Source organism: Microbacterium sp. NPDC059771 (genome assembly GCF_042732495.1).
GTDB lineage: Bacteria > Actinomycetota > Actinomycetes > Actinomycetales > Microbacteriaceae > Microbacterium > Microbacterium sufflavum.
This window is the reverse complement of sequence record NZ_JBHWHK010000001.1, coordinates 1040207-1053835: the sequence shown is the minus strand read 5'-3', so window position 1 is coordinate 1053835 and position 13629 is coordinate 1040207. Positions and strand designations below refer to the sequence as shown.

At 71.1% G+C, this 13629-nt stretch carries 14 protein-coding genes; 7 read left to right on the top strand and 7 right to left on the bottom strand.

Features of this window, described 5'->3' with window-relative positions; genetic code table 11:
- Positions 1–80 precede the first annotated feature (80 nt).
- From erm to ACFV3I_RS05015, 3 genes are all read right to left on the bottom strand, one after another.
- Positions 81–860, bottom strand: coding sequence for a 23S ribosomal RNA methyltransferase Erm (erm, locus tag ACFV3I_RS05025; protein WP_378822476.1), 780 nt, complete (start codon positions 858–860; stop codon positions 81–83).
- A 222-nt stretch (positions 861–1082) separates the two neighbouring features.
- On the bottom strand, positions 1083–1685 hold the full coding sequence (locus tag ACFV3I_RS05020; RefSeq protein WP_136031725.1) for a response regulator transcription factor: 603 nt from the start codon (positions 1683–1685) through the stop codon (positions 1083–1085).
- Positions 1682–2899, bottom strand: coding sequence for a sensor histidine kinase (locus tag ACFV3I_RS05015; protein WP_378822475.1), 1218 nt, complete (start codon positions 2897–2899; stop codon positions 1682–1684). Before ACFV3I_RS05015 ends, ACFV3I_RS05020 begins: the two co-directional genes overlap by 4 nt.
- 158 nt (positions 2900–3057) lie before the next feature.
- Here ACFV3I_RS05015 and ACFV3I_RS05010 point away from each other — a divergent pair, with 158 nt between their 5' ends.
- From ACFV3I_RS05010 to ACFV3I_RS04995, 4 genes are all read left to right on the top strand, one after another.
- The gene (locus ACFV3I_RS05010; RefSeq protein WP_136031721.1) at positions 3058–3609 is read left to right on the top strand and encodes a small multidrug efflux protein; all 552 of its coding nucleotides are present in this window, start codon (positions 3058–3060) and stop codon (positions 3607–3609) included.
- Positions 3610–3693: 84 nt separating this feature from the next.
- The gene (locus ACFV3I_RS05005; RefSeq protein WP_136031719.1) at positions 3694–4029 is read left to right on the top strand and encodes a helix-turn-helix transcriptional regulator; all 336 of its coding nucleotides are present in this window, start codon (positions 3694–3696) and stop codon (positions 4027–4029) included.
- Positions 4029–4700, top strand: coding sequence for a cation transporter (locus tag ACFV3I_RS05000; protein WP_378822473.1), 672 nt, complete (start codon positions 4029–4031; stop codon positions 4698–4700). Before ACFV3I_RS05005 ends, ACFV3I_RS05000 begins: the two co-directional genes overlap by 1 nt.
- 58 nt (positions 4701–4758) lie before the next feature.
- The gene (locus ACFV3I_RS04995) at positions 4759–5664 is read left to right on the top strand and encodes an arginase family protein (protein WP_378822472.1); all 906 of its coding nucleotides are present in this window, start codon (positions 4759–4761) and stop codon (positions 5662–5664) included.
- A 24-nt stretch (positions 5665–5688) separates the two neighbouring features.
- Here ACFV3I_RS04995 and ACFV3I_RS04990 read toward each other — a convergent pair whose 3' ends face one another.
- Together ACFV3I_RS04990 and ACFV3I_RS04985 are read right to left on the bottom strand one after the other, a co-directional pair.
- Positions 5689–6975 carry a hemolysin family protein gene (locus ACFV3I_RS04990; RefSeq protein ID WP_136031713.1) on the bottom strand — a complete coding sequence of 429 codons (1287 nt, stop codon included), beginning with the start codon at positions 6973–6975 and terminating at the stop codon, positions 5689–5691.
- A 94-nt stretch (positions 6976–7069) separates the two neighbouring features.
- Positions 7070–8083 carry a TerC family protein gene (locus ACFV3I_RS04985; protein WP_378822471.1) on the bottom strand — a complete coding sequence of 338 codons (1014 nt, stop codon included), beginning with the start codon at positions 8081–8083 and terminating at the stop codon, positions 7070–7072.
- Between the two features lie 357 nt (positions 8084–8440).
- Here ACFV3I_RS04985 and aspS point away from each other — a divergent pair, with 357 nt between their 5' ends.
- Complete coding sequence (gene aspS / locus ACFV3I_RS04980; protein ID WP_378822470.1) at positions 8441–9742, top strand: aspartate--tRNA(Asn) ligase; 1302 nt, start codon at positions 8441–8443, stop codon at positions 9740–9742.
- Positions 9743–9808: 66 nt separating this feature from the next.
- Here aspS and ACFV3I_RS04975 read toward each other — a convergent pair whose 3' ends face one another.
- Both ACFV3I_RS04975 and ACFV3I_RS04970 read right to left on the bottom strand, forming a co-directional pair.
- A complete protein-coding gene (locus ACFV3I_RS04975; protein ID WP_378822469.1) occupies positions 9809–10495 on the bottom strand; it encodes a GntR family transcriptional regulator in 687 nt (228 codons plus the stop codon).
- A 118-nt stretch (positions 10496–10613) separates the two neighbouring features.
- A complete protein-coding gene (locus tag ACFV3I_RS04970; protein WP_136036779.1) occupies positions 10614–11015 on the bottom strand; it encodes an arsenate reductase ArsC in 402 nt (133 codons plus the stop codon).
- Positions 11016–11340: 325 nt separating this feature from the next.
- Here ACFV3I_RS04970 and ACFV3I_RS04965 point away from each other — a divergent pair, with 325 nt between their 5' ends.
- Both ACFV3I_RS04965 and ACFV3I_RS04960 read left to right on the top strand, forming a co-directional pair.
- A complete protein-coding gene (locus ACFV3I_RS04965) occupies positions 11341–11769 on the top strand; it encodes a MarR family winged helix-turn-helix transcriptional regulator (protein ID WP_136031703.1) in 429 nt (142 codons plus the stop codon).
- A 190-nt stretch (positions 11770–11959) separates the two neighbouring features.
- Positions 11960–13570, top strand: a complete 1611-nt coding sequence (locus ACFV3I_RS04960) for an SPFH domain-containing protein (RefSeq protein ID WP_247638355.1) — start codon at positions 11960–11962, stop codon at positions 13568–13570.
- Positions 13571–13629: the final 59 nt, after the last annotated feature.

Here is a 13629-nt window from a genome sequence, read left to right as displayed (position 1 = left end):
CGGCTCGGGACTCGGCGCCTCCATTCTCGCAGGCCGCGAAGACGCCGCCGGACGCGTGACGGAGGGGGCGCCACCACCCCTCATGGCCTCCGCCCCGCCTCGCGCCACAGCCCCGCCCACTGCTCCGGGCCCAGATCACGGGGGAGGCGGCGGTCCTGCGCTCGCACCGAGGCGACGGCCCGGCGCGCCTGGGGCATCGACAGGCCGCCTGCGGAGGCCACGATCGCGGGGAGCGAGCTCCCGCGCCCGGTGAACATGCGCCGAACGAAGGCCTCGTACGCGCGGCGATCCGTCGCGGGCACGAGCGGCGACCCGCGCCGGGCGATCGTCAGCAGCCCCCCGTCGACGCTCGGCTGCGGCCGGAAGCCCCACGCCGGAACACGGCCCTCCAGGGCGAACACGAACCACGGCGCGGACTGTGCGGTCATCAGGGTCCCGCCGCCGACTCCGGCGCGTTTCCGAGCGACCTCCCACTGGGTCAGCAGTACCGCGTGTCGCCATCGCCCCGTCGCCAGCAGACGACGGAGGATCGGCGTGGTCAGGTGGAAGGGGACGTTGCCCACCACCACCTCGGCGTCGAACGGGTGACGTGTCGCATCCGCGGCCTCGACGCGTACCTGCGGGAGGTCGGATCGAAGCCGACGTACGCGGTGCTCGTCCACGTCGATCGCGGTGAGGGGACGACCGAGGCGGGCGAGGGGACGCGTCAGGGCACCGTCACCGGCGCCGAGCTCGAGGATGGGGACGGACGTGCGCTCGACCAGCGAGAGGATGTGGTCGAGCGTCGGGGCGTGATGGAGGAAGTTCTGGCCGAGTTCGTGGCGGCCGCCGTGGATCGAACGAGGACGGTTGCGAGGCATGGGTGCGCTCCGGGAAGAGGATCGGAGCACCTCGGCGAGGGACGCGCGAGCGGAGTCGGCGAAAAGAGCCCGTCCCGAGGTGCGATGACATCTCTGTGGACGGCGCGCGGAGGCGTGCGGAGAGCGAGCGCGCCGTCAGGCGCGGCGGTCGCGGAACACGAGAGTGCGCCCCATCACGGGCGCGGCGCATATTGTTCCCATGCGAGCCAGCATATCGGCCGCTCAGATCCAGCCGCGCTCCTCCGCGAGCAGCACCGCCTGCTGACGTGTGGCCACCGACAGCTTGCCGAGGATCACCGAGATGTGGTTCCGCACCGTTCCGGGTGCGAGCGAGAGCGCCCTGGCGATCTGCCCTGTCGTCTCACCCCGCCGCCCGGCCCGCAGCACGTCCAGCTCGCGGTCGGTCAGCGGCGAGCGCTCGTCGCTCAGCGCATCCGCCGCGATCTCCGGGTCGACGTAGCGCGCTCCCGCGGCGACCCGCCGGATCACCGCCGCGACCTCGTCCGCCCCGCGCGACTTCGGCAGGAACCCCGACACCCCGGAGGCCAGTGCACGCCGCAGCACGCCCGGTCGCGCGTGACGGGTGACCACCACGCACCGGGTCGCGATCTCCCGGCCGAGCCGCTCCGCGACCTGCACCCCGTCGAGCCCCGGCATCTCCAGGTCGAGCAGGCACACGTCCGGTCGCAGCCGCAGCGCCTCCGCCACGGCCTGTTCCCCGTCGGCGCACTCCGCGACGACCTCGATGTCGTCCTCCAGCCGCAGCAGCGCGGCGAGTGCCGACCGGATCATCCCCTCGTCGTCCGCCAGCAGCACCCGGATCATCGCGCGCCCTCCCCCGCGGACGGCACGGTCACCACGACCACGAACTCATCCGCGTCGCCGCGCACGTCGAGCGTGCCGCCCGCGTCCGCGATCCGCCGCCGTACACCCTCCAGCCCCGAGCCGCCGTGCCCGTCCTCCACGTCGCCCGCGCCCCCGTCCCCGTCCGTGACCCCGTTGGCGATCTCGTACCGCCACCCGTCGCGCGTGCGCTCGAGCACCAGCCGCGCGCGCTCTCCACCGCCGTGGCGCAGCACGTTCGTGGTCGTCTCCCGGATCACCGGGCCGAGGTCGGCCGCGGGCGCCGCATTCGCGTCGGTCGCGATGCGCGCCTCGACGTCCAGCCCTGCTGCCCCCAGCAGGTCGCGCGCGTTCGCCAGCTCATCGCCCAGCGGGACCGACCGGAACCGCGTCGCGAGGTCCCTGGTCCCCTGGCGCGCCTCGTCCACGCTCACCCGCGCCGCTCGCAGCTGCTCCATTCCGGCGGGCGCGTCCACGGGCAGCAGCCGCTCCGCGAGCTCCAGCTGCAGCGCGATCACCTGCAGGTGATGCCCCTGCAGGTCATGGACGTCGGTGGCGACCCGCAGCCGCTCCTGGGTCGCGGCGAGCCGGGCCTCCGAGGCTCGAGCGCGGTCGAGCGTCACCAGCACGTCCCACCACCACAGCGAGCTGACGGTCATCCCCGGCAGCATCGCCGCGTACACGATCGGCAGCCACCACGGGATGCCCACCCCGAAGCCGTCGGCGGCGGTGTCGATCACGGCGAGCCCCACCAGCACGACCGTCGCCGCGACGACCACCCGCACGCGGACACCGCGCGGCCACCGCAGCAGCACGAAGAACTGCACGATCGGCATGCCCGCCAGCTCCCAGCTGCCCACGAGGAGCCCGGCCGTGCCCCCGTAGGCCACCGCCACCGCGAACGGCAGCACCAGGCGCCGCCACTCCACCCCCGGACCGGCCTCCAGCCGGTGGCGGTAGTCCAGCAGCAGCAGCAGCGTCGACGCGCACCACACCACGCCGCCCAGCCCCACCACGAGCAGCACGCCGCCGCGCAGGTCGACCGCGGCCGCGATGCCCGTCCATGCCCCGACGAGCATGAGCTCGATGAACAGCACCGCGGTCACCGTGTACCACCAGGTGGCGGTGATGCCACGGGCGAGCTGCCGGGAGCCGGGCGCTGGTTCGACGGTGGAGGCCGGGGGGATGCGGGTCACGCTCCCCACGATAGGGCCGTGACAGATGTCACGGGATCGGCGGGTGAAGCGCCCGGAGAGAGGTGACGCCGCGGCACTGTCACAGCCGTCCCGCCTCCGGTGGACTGGGGTCATGGCGACGGAGAGCCCGTCCGCCGAAACTCCCGGAGGCCCCTCCCATGAACCTCGTCGAGACGTTCCAGAACCTCGTCGCCCAGGTCCCCGACCTGGTGCAGCCCCTCATCGTCGCTCTCGCCGGCGCGGTGCCGTTCATCGAGGGCGAGGGTGCCGCGGGCATCGGGATCATCGGCGGCATCCCCCCGGTGGTGGCGGCCGTCGCGGCGATGGTGGGCAACTTCGTGTGCGTGGCCGTCCTGGTGCTCGCGAGCTCGGGGGCGCGGCGCGCCATCGTCGACCGGTCGAGGGCGCGGCAGGCCGCACTCGCGGGCGGCGGGAGCAGCCTGGAGGATGACGTAGCACCCGCGCCCGCGGCCGAGCAGGGGCGCGGCTCCGCACGGCGCGAGAAGTTCCAGCGGGCGTTCGAGCGCTACGGCGTCCCCGGCGTGAGCCTGCTGGGACCGCTGCTGCTGCCCACGCACTTCACCGCGACCATGCTCGCGGCGTCGGGCGTGGGCAAGGGACGGATCCTCGTGTGGCAGGCGGTCGCGATCATCGGCTGGACCACCGTGGTGGCCGTGATCGTCGGCGGCGCGGTGTACGCGATCCGCTGAGATCGCGGCGGGAGGGGCGGTCGCATCCGTTGCCCCTCCCGCTTCACTCTTTTCTGAATTCACTTCTTTCTGTACTGTTCAGGGGTGACCACTGCGCTCGCCTCGACTCCGCACACCGCCGCCGTCGCCCGCCTCGGGCACGCGCTGTCCGACACGACGCGCGCCGGGATCCTGCTCGCCCTCCGGTCGTCGCCGCGGTACCCGGCCGAGCTCGCGGAGGCGCTCGGCGTCTCGCGGCAGGCGATGTCGAACCATCTCGCGTGCCTGCGCGGCTGCGGACTCGTCGAGAGCACGGCCGACGGGCGACGCAGCCTCTACCGCCTGTCGGACCGCCACCTCGCTCCCGCGCTCGACATGCTGATGCGGGTCACCCTGATCGTCGACCCGGACTGCTGCGACGGCGAGGGGTGCACCTGCTGATGGCGGCCGTGGTCGCCGAGCCCCGCCGGCAGACGCTGCACCGCCGCATCCGCGTGATCGTGGGCGTCACGATCGGCTACAACGTGATCGAGGCCATCATCGCCGTCGCCGCGGGCTCCGTGGCCTCCTCCGCCGCACTGATCGGGTTCGGGCTCGACTCCACGATCGAGGTGCTCTCGGCGGCGGCGGTCGCCTGGCAGTTCACGCGGCCCGATCCCGAGCGCTGGGAGAAGCCGACGCTGCGGGTCATCGGGGTCGCGTTCTTCGCGCTCGCGCTGTACGTGACGGCGAGTTCCGTCCTGGCCCTGATCGCGCAGGAGCGGCCGGAGCACAGCACGGTCGGGATCGTGCTGACCGCGGTGAGCGTGGTCGTGATGCCGTTCCTCTCCCTCGCCGAGCGCCGGGCGGGGCGCGAGCTGGGGTCGGCCACCGCGGTCGCGGACTCGATGCAGACGCTGATCTGCACGTATCTGTCCGCCGCCGTGCTCGTCGGACTCGTGGCGAACTCGCTGCTGGGGTGGTGGTGGGCCGACGCGGTCGCGGGGCTCGTCATCGCGGGCTTCGCCGTCCGCGAGGGGATCGAGGCCTGGCGCGGTGACGCGTGCGCGACCTCGGTCGGCATGCTCCTCGAGGAGCACGACCACGACCACGAGCACGACCACGAGCGCTGAATCCACTCCCCTCGCGCGGGCGGAGCGAATGTCGGTCGCCCTCGCCAGAGTGGACCGCATGATCACTCTTCTGTCCGCTCCCAGCAACCTCGGCCTCCGTCCGCCCGAGCCCGGGAGCGTGCCGGGCTCGGCGAAAGCGCCGGAGGCGTTGCGCGAGGCGGGGCTCTACGAGCGGTTCACCGCCCGGGGAGCGACCGACTCCGGCGTCGTGCTTCCCGGCCGGTACGTGGCCGACGACGACGTGCGTCCGGCCGCTCGGGTGCGCAACGAGGCCGCGTTCGTCGACCACTCCCTGCGCCTGGCCGCGCGCATCGGCGACGCGATCGACGCGGGGCAGGCACCCCTGGTGATCGGCGGCGACTGCGGCATCCTCGTCGGGGCCGGGATCGCTCTGAAGAGACGCGGCGGAGCGGGACTCGTGCACATCGACGGCCACACCGATTTCCGCCACCCCGGCAACAGCGAGGAGTGCGCGGCCGTCGCCGGCGAGGCCCTGGCGGCGGCGATCGGCCTGCACTGGCCGGCCATCGCCGACATCGACGGCCTGTCGCCCTACTTCCCGGCGGGGCGCACCGCCCACGTCGGACACCGCGACGACGACGAGGAGCAGGAGGAGGTTCGCGGCCTCCTGGCACGCGTGACCCCCGCCGCCGAGGTCTCCGCGCGCGGAGCCCAGGCCGTCGCGTCCGAGTCTGCCGCAGCGGCGGGTGAGGCGTACTGGCTCCAGCTCGACGTCGACGTGCTCGACCCCACGGTGATGCCCGCGGTGGACAGCCCCGATCCCGGCGGCCTCTCCGCCGACGAGCTGACGGCGCTGCTGCGGGGCCTCGCTCCGCGGGCGATCGGTGCGAGCATCACCGTGTTCGATCCCGACCTCGACCCCGACGGCCGCTATGCGCGGCTGCTGGTCGAGGTTCTGAGCGAGGGGCTGAGCGAGCTCGGCAGCGCGGTGCGTCCGGCCTGACCATGCCGGCCGGACGCCCCGCGCTCAGTGCTCCGCGGCGGGCTCCGGCTCGGCGTGCAGCGTCACCCGCACCCGGGCGATCCGGCGCCGATCCACCTCCGCAACCTGGATGGTCGCGCCGGGCACCTCGACCGTGTCGCCGACCACCGCGAGGCGTCCGAGCTGTTCCGTGACGAATCCGGCGATGGTGTCCGACGATCCGCGCGGCATGGCCAGCCCGGTGGCCTCCTCGAAGTCCTGCAGGTTGAGGCGTCCGTCGAGCCCGTCGTCGGCCGAGATGAAGACCTCGGCGTCGTACTCGTCGAAGATCTCGCCGACGACCTCCTCCACCAGGTCCTCGAGCGTCACGAGCCCGTCCGTGCCGCCGTACTCGTCGACGACGACCGCGATGTGGTGGCCCTCCGCGCGCATGCGGGTCAGCGTCGGCAGCACCCGGGCGGTCGAGGGGATGTAGGGGATCTGGCGCACGAGGGCCGCCAGCGGTCGCTCCGGGTCGTCAGCCGCGGCCTCGAACAGGTCGCGCACGTGCACGAACCCGGTGATGTCGTCGATCGAGGTGTCCGACACCGGGTAGCGCGAGAACGGCAGCTCCCGCACCTGCTGCATGGCAGCGCCCACGGTGGCGGCCTGGTCGAGCGCCACCACCTCGGGTCGCGGTCGCATGACCTCACTCACCTGGCGGCCGCGCAGCGACAGCACGTCGTCGAGGATGCGGCGCTCGTCGTCGGGCAGCCCCTGGTGCGTCGCGACGATGTCACGCACCTCCTCGTCGGTGAGCTCATCGCTGGTCTTGTGCGGGTCGCCGCCGAGCAGGCGCACGAGGGCGTTCGTCGACACGGACAGCAGCCAGATCACCGGTCGCATGACGGTCGCGAAGCCGTTCAGGGCCGGGGCGACGGCATACGCGAACTGGGCGTTGCGCTGGATCGCGAGACGCTTCGGCACGAGCTCGCCGAGCACGAGCGACAGGTACGCGATCACGAGGGTGAGCACGAGGGTGGCGACCGTGAGCGCCACGGCGGGGGCGAGTCCCCAGCTCTCGAACAGGGGCGCGAGCGACGGAGCGATCGAGGTGGCGCCGTAGGCGGCAGACGCGAAGCCCGCCACGGTCACGCCGATCTGCACCGCCGAGAGGAAGGTGTTGGGGTTGCGGGCCAGCCCGGCGACCTTGGCGCCACGCTTCCCGCGCTGGCCGATCGCGTTGATCTGGCTCTCTCGCAGCGTGACCAGCGCCATCTCGGTCGCCGCGAAGACGCCGCCGATCAGCACGAACACGAGGACGAGGGCGATGTTCAGGAGCAGGTCGCCCATCAGCGGGCTTCCTCTCCGGGTGCGGGGTGAGCGCCCGGGATGAACCGGGCGCCCGTACTGTCAGAGTCCGAAGAGTCAGAACAGCGCTGCGCGCTCAAGAGTGCTCCTTGTCGATAGGGGTGGTGCCGGTCGTGGTGGGAAGAGAAGCGGTCTTGCGGGTCTTGAGCAGACTCGCGACGGTGGCGACGGCGATGGTCGCGGCGATGAAGAGCAGAGAGAACCAGATCGGGATCTCGGGCGCCCACAGCATCGGCTCGCCGTTGTTGATGAACGGGACCTCGTTGACGTGCAGCGCATGCAGCACCAGCTTCACGCCGATGAACGCGAGGATCACGGCGAGGCCCTGGGCCAGGTAGACCAGGCGCTCCAGCAGTCCGCCGATGAGGAAGTACAGCTGGCGCAGCCCCATGAGGGCGAACGCGTTGGCGGTGAACACGATGTACGCCTGATCGGTGAGACCGTAGATCGCGGGGATCGAGTCGACGGCGAACACGAGGTCGATGAACCCGATCGCGATGATGGTCAGCAGCATCGGGGTGACGAAGCGCTTCCCGTTCTTGATGACGGTCAGCCGGTCGTTGTTGTACTCCTCGCTGACGGGGAGGTGACGGCGCACGAAGGTCATGAAGCGGCCGTTCGCGGGGTTGCTCTCGTGGTTGCTGAACGCCTGCCGGTAGGCGAGGAAGAGCAGGAGCGCGCCGAACACGTAGAAGATCCAGGAGAAGTTCTCGATCAGCGTCGCGCCGACCGCGATGAAGATCCCGCGCAGGATCAGGGCGATCACGATGCCGATCATCAGCACCTTCTGCTGGTAGATCTTCGGCACGGCGAACCCGGTCATGACGATCAGGAACACGAAGAGGTTGTCGATCGACAGGGCCTTCTCGGTGAGGTACCCGGCGAAGTACTCGCCGCCGTACGTCCACCCGGAGACCATGCCGATGCCCACGCCGAAGAGCAGCGCCAGGCTGATGTAGAAGATGGACCAGCGGGCGGATTCACCGATGGTCGGCTCGTGCGGCGTGCGCACGTGGGCGAAGAACTCGTACACGAAGAACGCGATCGTGACCGCGATCGTGATGACCCAGATGAGAGGGGTGACGTCCAAGGGATACTCCAGATTCGGCGTGGCAGAACAGCGCCAAAGTCTTCTCCATCCCGAATCGGGACCGGTGGGCCGGGATGCGATGCATCCGTAATGACGACCAGACCGTGTCGGAGTACTCCCCTTGGAGGTCCCAGAGTACGAGACGCCCATATCGGAATGCTGTGGATCTGCCGAGAACCCGGTCCCCTAGACTGGCGGTGGCGACTGCGGGGCGTGACGACCCCCGGCCTCGACGGCAAGCGGTCCCCGCGCGTCCGGCGTACCGACGAGAGGCCGGTGTCTCACCGGCGAAGGTGTGGTGGCACCGCGACCTAGCCCCCGCCCGCACCTCCAGGGCTTCCACAACCTGGAGGAAGAATGAGATCACCCGACCCCGGTCGCACGCTCGCGACCGAACTGTCCCGCACCGCGCCGGGCCGGAGCGTCACGCTGCTCGGCCACGTGCACCGCCGCCGCGAGCTCGCCTCCGTCGCCTTCCTGATCCTGCGCGACCGCTCCGGGCTGGCGCAGGTCGTGCTGCGGCCGAGAGAGCTGCCCGACGGCGGCCTGCCGCCCGAGGAGACCGTCGTCCGCGTTACGGGCACCGTATCCGCGAACCCGCAGGCGCCCGGTGGCGTCGAGGTCGCCTCGCCTCGGATCGAGCTGCTGTCCGAGCCCGCAGCGACCCCCGTGGTGGACCTGTGGCGGCCGACCCTCGACGCGACGCTGCCCACGCTGCTCGACCACGCGCCGGTGCTGTGGCGCCACCCCGCCCGCCGGGCGACCTGGGAACTGGCGGCCGCGAGCCTGAGGGCCTTCCGCCGCACGCTCGACGCCGCCGGCTTCACCGAGGTCCACACGCCGAAGATCGTGGCGACCGCGACGGAGTCGGGCGCGAACGTGTTCCCCGTGGACTACTTCGGCCGTCCGGCGTACCTGGCGCAGAGCCCGCAGTTCTACAAGCAGCAGCTCGTCGGGGTGTTCGAGCGCGTGTACGAGGTGGGGCCGGTGTTCCGCGCAGAGCCCCATGACACCGTGCGGCACCTGGCCGAGTACGTGTCCCTCGATGTGGAGTTCGGCTTCGTCCGCGACCACCGCGACGTGCTGTCGCTCTTGGGGGAGGTGCTGCGAGGAATGCTCGACGGGATCCGCACGGAGGCGGCCGCGGCCGTGGCGCAGCTCCGGGTGCCGCTGCCGACGATCCCCGAGGAGATCCCGGTTATCCACTTCCGCGACGCGCTGCGCCTGGTGGGGGCGCCCGACGACGAGCCCGACCTGGCACCGGCGCACGAGCGCGCGCTCGGCGAGTGGGCCATGGCCGAGTTCGGCAGCGACGTGCTCGCGGTCGAGGGGTACCCGATGGCCAAGCGTCCGTTCTACACGCACCCGCAACCCGACGACGAGCGCTGGAGCAACAGCTTCGACCTGCTCTTCCGGGGGCTGGAGCTGGTGACGGGCGGGCAGCGGCGGCACCGTCACTCCGAACTGGTCGCCGCGATCGAGGCCGGGGGCGAATCGCCCGACGCTTACCGCGGCTACCTCGAGGCGTTCGCGCACGGGATGCCGCCGCACGGCGGGTTCGCGATCGGCCTGGAGCGCTGGATCGCGCGACTCGTCGACGCGCCCAACGTCCGCGAGGTCACGCTGTTCCCGCGCGACCTGCACCGCCTGACGCCGTAGCGCGAGAGCGCCGGACACGACGAGGGCGGCCGCACCGCGCGGCCGCCCTCGTTCGGTGTCCTCGTCCTACCCGGCCGTCGTGCCGGCGAGGCCCTCGGCCTCCGCGCGGTCGATGATGGAGGGCAGCACCTCGTCGAACAGCGTGACGAGCACGGCGCGGATCTTGACGGCGTCGCGCTCCTCGAGGGCGTCACGGATCGAGGCGACCACGTCGCCCACCGCCGCCCAGTCGAACACGTCTTTGGAGTGCTGGCTGAAGCGGCGGATCTGAGGACCGAGCCGCTCGATCACCGTCGCCCGCGCCGCGTTGCCCTCGATGCGAGCGAACCCGGTCGCTGCACCGCGCAGCGCGGCGCCGAACCCGATGACGTCTCGGGAATTGACCGCCGTCGCCATGTCGTCCGCGAGCTCGACCAGATACGACACGTCGTCGTCTTGGATCACCGGCAGCACGTGACGCACCGAGCCGATCCAGATGTCGCCGAACAGGTCGACCGCATTGCGGACCCGGTTGAGATCGATGGGGGCGACCCGCGTGTAGCGGTTGCGCTGCATCTCGACGAGCCCGTTGTCGGCCAGGCGGTCGAGCGCATGACGGATCGGTGTCTTGGAGGTGCCGAGGCGTTCCGCGAGTTCGTAGTCGCGCAGTCGCTCCCCCGGGGGCAGCTCTCCGCTGATGATGGCGTCCTGCAGCCGCACGAACGCCTCGTCGCTCATCGACCGACGCTCGAGCGGACCACCTGAGAGTGTCACGCGTTCCTCCAGTTGGGGAGTATTGGAGAGTGAAGTTCTACGTTTCAGCAATATATCCCACTTCGAGGGAAAGGGCGAGGAACGCCCACGCCCACGGACGGTGAGCCCGGAGCTCGGCTCAGATCAGCTCTCCCACGAGCGCCTCGATCCGCGTGCGGATGTCATCGCGGATCGGCCGCACCGCCTCGATCCCCTGCCCTGCCGGATCCTCGAGCGTCCAGTCCTCGTAGCGCTTTCCGGGGAAGATGGGGCAGGCGTCGCCGCATCCCATCGTGATCACGACGTCCGACGCCTTGACGGCGTCCACGGTGAGCACCTTCGGCTGCTCGGCGGTGATGTCGATCCCGACCTCGGCCATGGCCTCCACCGCGACGGGATTGATGCGGTCCGCGGGCAGCGACCCCGCGGACCTCACCTCGATGCGGTCACCGGCGAGCTCGCGGAGGAACCCCGCGGCCATCTGCGAGCGTCCGGCGTTGTGCACGCAGACGAAGAGGACGGAGGGGGTGGTGGCGGTCATTGCGCTCCTGGGTGGATGGGTCAACGGGTGGTTGAGACCGCGAGATGGGCGTGACTCCATATTGATGACTATCGATATAAAGGGCAAGCCGCGAGCGCCCCGCGGCGGGTTCCGGCCGACTCGGTCGGATCGGCCTCACGCGTCGCGCGAAGATTCCGTGATCAAACCGTTGCATTCGTTACCTCGTCGTTATACAGTGATCGCACGGTGAATGTTTGCTGTGGCATCCACCGCATGTGATTGCAGGACACTCTTGGTGCAAGGGACAAGGGCCGGTCGGGAGCCTCTCCGACCGGCCCTTTACTGTGGCCGCTACGCTGTGAGGATGACCGATCGCAAGCTCGCCCTGGAGGCCTGGGAGAGCCTGTTCCGCGCGCAGCACGAGCTGTTCACGGACATGATGGCCGACTTCGATCACAACGAGCTCGCGCAGGCCGAATACGACGTGCTCCTCACCGTCACCCGCTCCCCCGACATGACGGCGCGACTGCGCGACATCACCGCGAACATGCTGATCAGCCAGCCCAGCGTCTCCCGCCTCGTCGATCGCATGGTCGCCCGCGGGCTGGTCGCCAAGTGCCCCGACCCGGATGACGGCCGCGGTGCACTGATCCGCGCGACCGACGCCGGCGCCCGGGCCTTCCGTTCCCTCGCCACGGTGCACGGCCGCTCCATCGCGTCACGCATGTCTCGGCTCGACGACGACGAGCTGCGCCAGCTGCGCGACCTCGCGGAGAAGCTCCGCAACCGCTGACCGCGACCGCGTGAACGGGGCATGAGCCCTTCTCCCCACCCCGCCTCTGCCGCATCTTCTCCCCGATGTGTCGGCGATCACCCCCGCGCAGAGCGGGCCCTCCGGGGTTTCTGGCAGGGTGGAACCGAGTCCCGGCACACCGCGCGGGCCCGTCAGACCGCCCCCTCGGGGGGACCAAGGGAGGTCATCCATGGAGATCGCCGGAATCGTCGGCATCCTCATCATCATCGGTATCGCCGTCGTCGCAGCGGTCATCCTGCTGCTGATCCTGCTGCTGTTCGCCCGCAGCTGGATCAAGGTGGCCAGGGCCGATGAGGCGCTCGTCATCTCGGGCCGCAAGCAGAAGGTGCAGCGCGCGGTGATCGCCGCCGACGGCACGAGCCGCTCGGAGCTGTCGGAGTCGCCGGTCACGGTGATCGTCAACGGCAAGTCCCTCGTCAACCCGATCACGCAGCGCCACGAGATCATCTCCCTGCGCTCCCGTCAGGTCTCGCTCAACGCGGAGGCGCAGTCGCTCGACAACGTCACCCTCAACGTCGACGGCGTCGCGATCGTGAAGATCGGCTCCGACCCGCTGCTCGTGCGGCGTGCCGCGGAGCGCTTCGCGTCGCAGGACAAGGCGATCGAGCAGTTCACCACCGAGCAGCTCGAGGGTGCGCTGCGCGGCATCGTCGCGACACTCTCGGTCGTCGAGCTCATGCGGGAACGGAAGAAGTTCTCCGACCAGATCGCGGCCGACGTCTCGCAGGAGCTCGCGGAGCAGGGCCTCATCCTCGACTCCTTCCAGATCAAGGGCATCACCGACAAGGTCGGCTACATCCAGTCGCTCGGGGCGCCGGAGATCCAGGCGAAGCGACAGGCCGCCGAGATCTCGCAGACCAACGCCGACCGCGCGATCAACCAGAAGAACATCGCCAACCAGGAGGCGAACCTCGTCGAGCAGACGGCGCTCGACACCAACACCGCCAACGCGAACGCCGGCATCGGACGAGCGCGTGCCGAGGCGGAGCAGGCCGAACAGCTCGCCCGCGCGCAGGCCGAGCAGGCCGTGCTGCAGCAGCAGGCGGAGAACAAGCAGGCTCAGCTCGACGCCGACGTGAAGCGCGTGGCCGACGCCCAGCGCTACGAGGCCGAGACGCGCGCGCAGGCCGAGCTCTACACGCGTGAGCGCGCCGCCGAGGCCGCCGCGATCGAGCAGGTCAAGCAGGCCGAGGCCCGCACGCGCATCGCCGAGCAGCAGGCGCAGGCCGACAAGGCCCGGGCCGACGGTGAGGCCGCGGCCGCCATCGCGAAGGCCACGGGTGACGCCGATGCGCTGCGGGCACAGGCCGAAGCCGAGGCCGAGGCCCGCCGCCTGCGCGCGAACGCCGAGGCCGAGGCCATCCGTGCCGAGGGTGAGGCGCGCGCGGCCGCCGTCGAGGCCGAGGCCAAGGCCATCGCCTCCAACCAGGACGCCTTCCTGTCGCAGCGCGTGCTGGAGGTGCTGCCGTCGATCATGGCCGAGTTCGCCAAGGGCTACGCCGCGATCGGCAACGTCTCGATCGTGGGCGGCTCCGGCGACGATGGGGCCTCCCAGGTCGTCGGCGCCGACAGCGCGAAGGCTCTGCGCTCGGTGTTCGACAGCGTGCACTCCGCGACCGGGCTCGACCTCGCCGGGATCATCCAGGGCCAGGCCGTCGGTCGCGGCATCGGTGCCGGCGTCGCGGAGGCGGGTGCCCCCGCCGCGCCCACGTCGGCGCCGCGTACGCCCGCCCCGACCACGCCGCCGCCCCCCGCGCCCCCGGCAGCCGCCACGGAGTAGGCGCGACAGGACAGTGACGTGAGCGCGACAGCCACCGCGGAGTGAGCGCGATTGCCACC

What these genes read in the sequence shown, in the direction of transcription:
- ACFV3I_RS04965 (WP_136031703.1), top strand. Translation starts at nt 11,341, where the DNA reads ATGACCGATCGCAAGCTCGCCCTGGAGGCCTGGGAGAGCCTGTTCCGC.
- erm (WP_378822476.1), bottom strand. Translation starts at nt 860, where the DNA reads ATGCCTCGCAACCGTCCTCGTTCGATCCACGGCGGCCGCCACGAACTC.
- ACFV3I_RS04970 (WP_136036779.1), bottom strand. Translation starts at nt 11,015, where the DNA reads ATGACCGCCACCACCCCCTCCGTCCTCTTCGTCTGCGTGCACAACGCC.
- ACFV3I_RS05020 (WP_136031725.1), bottom strand. Translation starts at nt 1,685, where the DNA reads ATGATCCGGGTGCTGCTGGCGGACGACGAGGGGATGATCCGGTCGGCA.
- ACFV3I_RS05010 (WP_136031721.1), top strand. Translation starts at nt 3,058, where the DNA reads ATGAACCTCGTCGAGACGTTCCAGAACCTCGTCGCCCAGGTCCCCGAC.
- ACFV3I_RS04960 (WP_247638355.1), top strand. Translation starts at nt 11,960, where the DNA reads ATGGAGATCGCCGGAATCGTCGGCATCCTCATCATCATCGGTATCGCC.
- ACFV3I_RS04995 (WP_378822472.1), top strand. Translation starts at nt 4,759, where the DNA reads ATGATCACTCTTCTGTCCGCTCCCAGCAACCTCGGCCTCCGTCCGCCC.
- ACFV3I_RS05000 (WP_378822473.1), top strand. Translation starts at nt 4,029, where the DNA reads ATGGCGGCCGTGGTCGCCGAGCCCCGCCGGCAGACGCTGCACCGCCGC.
- ACFV3I_RS04990 (WP_136031713.1), bottom strand. Translation starts at nt 6,975, where the DNA reads ATGGGCGACCTGCTCCTGAACATCGCCCTCGTCCTCGTGTTCGTGCTG.
- aspS (WP_378822470.1), top strand. Translation starts at nt 8,441, where the DNA reads ATGAGATCACCCGACCCCGGTCGCACGCTCGCGACCGAACTGTCCCGC.